General features: G+C 41.9%; 6 protein-coding genes. All 6 read left to right on the plus strand.

The window, feature by feature from the left end:
* Positions 1-704 precede the first annotated feature (704 nt).
* The 6 genes from J7I93_RS11435 (at position 705) to J7I93_RS11460 (ending at position 6,822) form a co-directional block, all read left to right on the plus strand.
* The gene (locus tag J7I93_RS11435) at positions 705-1,550 is read left to right on the plus strand and encodes a 2OG-Fe(II) oxygenase (protein ID WP_214725984.1); all 846 of its coding nucleotides are present in this window, start codon (positions 705-707) and stop codon (positions 1,548-1,550) included.
* 36 nt (positions 1,551-1,586) lie between these two features.
* Positions 1,587-1,856 (plus strand): DUF1450 domain-containing protein, encoded by a 270-nt coding sequence (locus tag J7I93_RS11440; RefSeq protein WP_214725985.1) that lies wholly within the window; start codon positions 1,587-1,589, stop codon positions 1,854-1,856.
* Positions 1,857-2,229: 373 nt separating this feature from the next.
* Positions 2,230-2,673: an ArsI/CadI family heavy metal resistance metalloenzyme gene (locus J7I93_RS11445; RefSeq protein ID WP_214725986.1), complete on the plus strand. Its 444-nt coding sequence runs from the start codon at positions 2,230-2,232 to the stop codon at positions 2,671-2,673.
* A gap of 174 nt (positions 2,674-2,847) precedes the next feature.
* The gene (locus tag J7I93_RS11450) at positions 2,848-3,234 is read left to right on the plus strand and encodes an ArsR/SmtB family transcription factor (protein ID WP_214725987.1); all 387 of its coding nucleotides are present in this window, start codon (positions 2,848-2,850) and stop codon (positions 3,232-3,234) included.
* Positions 3,209-5,335: a heavy metal translocating P-type ATPase gene (locus tag J7I93_RS11455; RefSeq protein WP_214725988.1), complete on the plus strand. Its 2,127-nt coding sequence runs from the start codon at positions 3,209-3,211 to the stop codon at positions 5,333-5,335. Before J7I93_RS11450 ends, J7I93_RS11455 begins: the two co-directional genes overlap by 26 nt.
* A 170-nt stretch (positions 5,336-5,505) precedes the next feature.
* Positions 5,506-6,822 carry an MFS transporter gene (locus J7I93_RS11460; protein ID WP_214725989.1) on the plus strand — a complete coding sequence of 439 codons (1,317 nt, stop codon included), beginning with the start codon at positions 5,506-5,508 and terminating at the stop codon, positions 6,820-6,822.
* Positions 6,823-7,181: the final 359 nt, after the last annotated feature.

Raw genomic sequence — 7,181 nt, forward strand, 5'->3', positions numbered from 1 at the left:
GTCGCTATGAAGGCTTGATGAAGACGAAAAATCATTCAATGAAGAGAGAAAGGTCGCTATGAAGGCTCTATGAAGACGAAAAATCATTCAATGAAGAGAGAAAGGTCGCTATGAAGGCTTGATGAGGACGAAAATTCATTCAATGAAGAGAGAAAGGTCGTCATGAAGGCTCTATGAGGACGAAAATTCATTCAATGAAGAGAGAAAGGTCGCCATGAAGGCTCTATGAAGACGAAAAATCATTCAATGAAGAGAGAAAGGTCGCCATGAAGGCTTTATGAAGACGAAAAATCATTCAATGATAAGAGAAAGGTCGTCATAAAAGCTTTATGAAGACGAAAATTCATTCAATGATAAGAGAAAGGTCGTCATGAAGGCTCTATGAAGACGAAAAATCATTCAATGATGAGAGAAAGGTCGCCATGAAGGCTTTATGAGGACGAAAATTCATTCAATGAAGAGAGAAAGGTCCTCATGAACGCACTATGAAGACGAAAACTCATAGAGGTGAGAGAGAATGGGCCTCATGAACAGTCTTTTTCTGAAAACAAATGATAGCTCAGTAAAATCAGAATTATAGGTAAATTGGTTTAGTTGATTTTAGATAAATAGTATAATAAATACATAAAATTATTTCGAAATAAATAACTAACTTTAATTGCCGTTGTGAAGATTTCAGGGAGTCATACAGGGGGAAATTTCTTATGACAAAAATGATGCAGATAACAGACGAACTGAAGGATTGGATTGTTAGTACGTTAAAAAGTGATGTAAGTCCAATTGTGATCGCAAATGCTTTGATAAAAAAAGGTTTCGATAACCGTTTTGCTTATGAGACGCTTTTTCAAATTGTTGGAAATGAAGCGATAAAGACGACAGATGGAAAGCAAATTCGTTATAATTATGAGGTTCCCGAGATTGGAAGAAAGGGGAACACCCTTTACACAAATGACCGTGAAATAAAGGTCCTTTCCAGAAATGAAAAGCCATTTGTTCTGCATTTGGATTCTGTGCTTAGTCATGAGGAATGCGATGAGCTCATCAGTCTTTCGAGGAGCCGCTTGCTGCCATCCCGCGTTGTGGATACAACCTCAGGAGAAGAACGGGCAGCTGCCGGCAGAACGAGTAAAGGAACGGTTTTTCGGATCAGAGAAAATGAGCTTGTGGCCAGGATTGAGAACAGAATTGCAGAGCTAACCGGTTTTCCCATTGAACACGGAGAAGGCCTTCAGGTTTTGAATTATGGGATTGGAGAAGAGTACAAGCCGCATTTTGATTTTTTTCCAGCCAATATGGTTGATCCCACTAAAGGCGGACAGCGTGTTGGCACATTTCTCATTTATTTGAATGATGTGGCAGATGGCGGGGAAACCATTTTTCCTAAAGTCGGTCTTTCCATTGTACCGAAAAAAGGAGCAGCCATTTATTTTCATTATGCTAACGAAAATGGCCAGCTGGACCGTTTGTCTGTACACAGAAGTGTGCCAGTTGAATCAGGAGAAAAATGGGTCGCAACCAAGATCCGGGAAAGCAATATTTATCATCATTAGCGTTGACTGATTAAAAGTAAAAGGATGTTTTACCAGGTGAAACTGATTAATAAACTATTCTCAAAGCAAAAGCCTGTAAAGGTTGAATTTTGCAAGCGAAATCTTGACGAGTTTTTAAAGGAAGAGAATTTTTCGGATTATAATGCCTTTCTAAATCAGAAGAATATTATCTATAAAGAATATGAGTGCCAAAGCAAATGCAAGGAATGCAAGCAGTCTCCATATGCGGTTGTAGATGGAGATTTTATTGCTGCGGAGAATTCTGGTGAATTATTGGTGAAGCTAAAAGAGCGGGCTGAGAAGTAAAAAATAACTGGCGTGTGTCTATCCGTACTAACTTGGATAGGCACTTTTTTATTATTTACAGACACTTGTTAACAAATAAATCAAAAATTTTTGATAAAAAGATTGCAATTAGAAATAATTGCTAATATAATCAAATTATAAATCAAAAAAAATTGATTTAAAAGGAAGGGTGGCTAAATTGAAATTCTTAAATCGTTTTTTGGGAAAAGAAACAAAGTCTTCTGATTGCTGTGGTGTTGATATTAAAGAAGTGGAGAATGACCAAGATGAATCCTGTTGTGTGACATCCGTTTCAGAGGACTTTTGTTGTAAGTAAAGCAGTAAGTAAATTGATACAGCCGCAATAAATACGTTTAAATAGGAGGGCTTATTTTTGAAAATTCATGTTGGAGTTAATGTTACAGATTTAAATCAGTCGATTGACTTTTATTCCAAAGTGTTTGGTGCACAGCCTGTGAAAGTAAAGCAAGACTATGCAAAATTTATGATGGAAGACCCGGGCCTTAATTTCACGTTAAATCTGAAAGATAAGGTTTCCGGGAATCAGGTAGGTCACTTTGGGTTTCAGGTGGAAAATCAGGAAGAGGTACTTCTGCATAAAGACCGACTGGAAAAAATGGGCTTTTTTGCAAGAGAAGAGATGGATGTTACGTGCTGCTATGCAACACAGGATAAATTTTGGGTAACAGACCCGGACGGTAATGAATGGGAGTTTTTCTACACAAAAGCTGAGGTGGAATCGATGGAAACGGACTCAGCATGTTGTTCAGCTGAGCCTGTGAAAATTGAAATTAAGGATTCCTCTTGCTGCTCATAAATTTTAGGGAAACGCTGATGATGTCAGCGTTTTTTATTTTGCCTTAAAATAAAAGAAAGGGATTGGATCAAGCGGATACCTTTTTACATATATTATTCAAATGGATATTTGAATAACTTTCGAAAAAGGGTATAATATATTCAAGCGAAGGTTGGAATATAGAGGGGGATTAAGTTGGGTTCCAAGGATACTTGCGACATTTATTGTTATGACGAAGAGAAAGTCAATCGTATACAAGGGGAAATGCGGAAGGAAGACCTTTCTAGTGTTGCCCAATTGTTTAAGGCGCTTGCAGATGAGAATAGGGCAAAGATTTCCTTTGCATTGTGCCAGGATGATGAGCTGTGTGTTTGTGACATTGCCAATATCATAGGGGCAACTGTTGCAACAGCTTCCCACCATTTACGCACCCTTCATAAGCAGGGGATTGTGAAGTTTCGGAAAGAAGGCAAATTGGCATTTTATTCACTCGATGATGACCATATTAGACAGTTAATGATGATTGCATTAGCACACAAAAGTGAGGTGAAAGCTGATGTCTGCACAAGCACAATTAGCTGAACAAGAAACGAAAACCTACCGTGTTCAGGGCTTTTCCTGAGCAGGCTGTGCCAAAACGTTCGAAGAGAACGTGAAACGCCTGGATGGCGTTTTAGATGCAAATGTTAATTTTGGTGCTTCCAAAATAACAGTTACTGGAACGGCCGCCATGGAAGCCATTGAAAAGGCTGGAGCCTTCGAGAACCTTAAGCTGCGTGCTGAAAATGAAAAAGCAGTGGAGCGGGGACCGTTCTGGAAACAAAAAGAGAATTTTAAAGTATATATATCAGCGGTATTACTGGTGATTAGCTGGTTTTTAAGCAAGCAATACGGTGAAGAACATTTTATTGCAGTCTCTGGCTATACAGCCGCCATTTTAATCGGCGGGTACACGTTATTTCAAAAAGGATTAAAAAACCTCGCCAGATTGAATTTTGATATGAGCACACTCATGACGATCGCCATTATAGGTGCTGCAATCATTGGTGAATGGGGCGAAGGGGCCATGGTGGTTATTCTGTTTGCCATTAGTGAAGCCCTGGAACGCTTTTCAATGGATAAGGCTCGACAATCCATTGAATCTTTGATGGACATTGCGCCAAAAGAAGCGTTAATTCGCAGGGGCAAGGAAGAAATGATGATCCATGTGGACGATATTCAAATTGGAGACGTAATGATTGTTAAGCCTGGGCAGAAGCTGGCGATGGATGGAACCGTAATGAAAGGTACTTCAACCTTGAACCAGGCATCGATTACTGGTGAAAGTGTTCCGGTCACAAAGACCATTGACGATGAGGTCTTTGCAGGAACGTTAAATGAGGAAGGCTTGCTTGAGGTAAAAGTATCAAAGCGGGTAGAAGATTCAACCATTGCGAAAATTATTCATTTGGTGGAAGAAGCGCAGGCAGAAAAAGCCCCTTCCCAGCAATTTGTAGATAAATTCGCGAAGTATTACACGCCAGCGGTTATTGTATTAGCCATTTTGATTGCTGTTCTTCCTCCATTATTTGGGGGAGACTGGAGCGAGTGGATTTATCAGGGATTGGCAGCGCTGGTAGTCGGCTGTCCGTGCGCACTTGTTGTTTCGACGCCTGTTGCTGTCGTTACAGCAATCGGCAATGCCGCCAGAAATGGTGTGCTGATTAAAGGCGGGATCCACCTAGAAGAAACAGGTGCCCTTAAAGCAATCGCTTTTGATAAAACAGGCACATTAACCAAGGGTGTACCGGCAGTTACGGATATTATAGCTTACAGCAATAATGAAAAAGAATTGCTGAAAATAACAGCTGCGATCGAGAAAGGCTCACAGCATCCCCTTGCTTCAGCTATTATGCGAAGAGCGGAAGAAAACGGATCTGATTTTAATCGTGTGGCTGCTGAGGATTTTCAGTCCATAACAGGTAAAGGTGTCAAAGCTGTTTTCAATGGAGTGCTTTATTATGTAGGAAGCCCAAAGCTGTTTGAAGAGCTGCATGGAACCATTGATCATGATAAAAAACAGCAGATTTCGGAGCTGCAGAAGCAAGGAAAAACGGTCATGGTACTTGGAACCGAAAGAGAAATTCTTTTATTAATAGCCGTTGCTGACCAGATGAGAGACAGTTCCAAAGCGGTTATCAGCAAGCTGAACAGTATGGGTATTGAAACGGTTATGCTGACAGGCGATAATCAGCTAACTGCAGCAGCGGTTGGAAAACAAGCTGGTGTTGCGGATATTAAAGCTGACTTGCTTCCGCAAGATAAGTTGACTTTTATTAATGAGCTTCGTACTAACCATCAGAGTGTTGCAATGGTCGGTGATGGTGTAAATGATGCGCCAGCTCTTGCAGCATCAACGGTCGGTGTTGCCATGGGCGGGGCAGGGACCGATACAGCGCTGGAAACTGCTGATATTGCCCTGATGTCTGATGATCTAAGCAAATTGCCATATACAATTAATTTAAGCCGCAAAGCTTTAGGGATTATTAAGCAAAACATTACATTTTCCTTAGCAATAAAAGCCTTGGCACTACTGCTTGTTGTGCCGGGCTGGCTGACTTTATGGATTGCGATTTTTGCAGACATGGGTGCAACCTTGCTGGTTACACTGAATAGCTTGAGATTGTTGAGAATAAAAGAGTAAATATTTTTGAGGCGGTGCTGCTGGTTGGCATCGCCTTTTTTCTTTAAATTAGACGTGTTAATTACATACCCTATGTGGTATGATTGAGGCAACAGTTAAGAATTTTGGAAAAAGAAATGAAGCCTTCAACATATTATATAAGAGGGAGCTCTTGGAAAGGGTGAGTAGAGATGCAAAAAAAAATAGAGCAGGAGCCGGAATGGCTGCAGAGTTACATTGACTCACCGGAAAAGCAGCAAAAGCTATATAAGCGGACGTTATTTATTGTCGTCCTTTCGCAAATATTCGGAGGTGCAGGGCTTGCAGCAGGCATTGCTGTTGGCGCTCTGCTTGCCAAGGATATGCTGGGCACTGATAGTTATGCAGGTCTGCCGATTGCCTTATTTACACTTGGTTCTGCCGGAGCCGCCTTGATTGTCGGCCGGCTGTCTGAACGATACGGCCGGCGGTTCGGGCTCGCAGCGGGATTCCTGGCTGGAGGGGCAGGGGCTCTGGGAGTCGTTGCGGCAGCTGTCACAAATAGTATTCTGCTACTGTTCGTTTCTCTTGTTATTTACGGAGCCGGAACTGCAACAAACCTGCAGGCCAGATATGCAGGGACCGATTTGGCCAATTCACAGCAAAGGGCAACAGCTGTCAGCATTGCCATGGTATCAACAACATTAGGTGCAGTTGCAGGTCCCAACCTTGTTGATGTGATGGGGACATTTGCGACAGGAATTGGTGTTCCCGCATTATCAGGACCTTTTATTTTAGCGGGAGCAGCATATATTTTAGCCGGATTCGTTCTTTTGGTATTCCTGCGGCCAGATCCTCTAGTGGTGGCAAAGGCTCTGGCAGGAGTGCAGAATCAAGAAAAGGGTAGCATTCAAAAAGAAAATACCCATACGGCATCGGAAAATAAAAAGGGAATCATTGCATCAGGAACCTTAATGGTATTAACACATCTGGTGATGGTGGCCATTATGACGATGACCCCTGTCCATATGGGCCATCATGGCCATGGGTTAAGTGCAGTGGGCATGATTATCGGTTTCCATATTGGTGCTATGTACCTTCCATCCCTATTGACGGGAATTCTTGTAGATAAGCTGGGACGGAGTACGATGGCAATCGCATCGGGAGGTACACTGCTGGCTGCTGGACTCCTGGGCGCCGCGGCACCTGGAGATTCGGTGCTGATCCTTACGATTGCACTTATATTATTAGGGATAGGCTGGAACTTTGGCTTGATCAGCGGCACGGCTATTCTCGTGGATTCAACAGACCTTTCCAATCGTGCCAGAACGCAAGGAACGATTGATGTTATGGTTGCTTTGTCCGGGGCAACGGGCGGCGCACTGTCAGGCATGATTGTTGCCAACTCTAGTTACGCAGGACTTTCGATAGCAGGCGGAATCCTATCTTTGGTGTTGATCCCGGTTGTCGTCTGGTCACAGAAAAAAAACAAAGTTACGGAAGATAGTTTGCAGTCCCATGATGGCTGATGCTTCTAAAAAATAATGATCTGTATCTTTTTACTTACCTTGTGTTGAGGATTCCTATTTCTAAGTATATTACATGCTAATGAACCTTCCCTGATTATAGCTGGAAGGTTTTTAGCTTAGTATGGGGAAACCCTTAACAAGTCCCTCTGAATAAGCCATTTACTTTGAAGAAACAGTCCAAACTATAGATCTTACCGGATTTTGCTGCCAATGAATCAGGAAACACAGTTAATCGCTATTTGAATTTATCTATGAAGGTGGAGCGGAGAAGAAAATAATAGAAGGCTGTTTTCGCAAAGTTTGTTGCTTACAACTAGTTTTAATTACTGAGTTGATTGGAGTGGAAGGCACTTGATCCT

It is taken from the genome of Bacillus sp. ISL-47, from assembly GCF_018613175.1.
In the GTDB taxonomy this organism is placed as follows: Bacteria; Bacillota; Bacilli; order Bacillales; family Cytobacillaceae; genus Cytobacillus.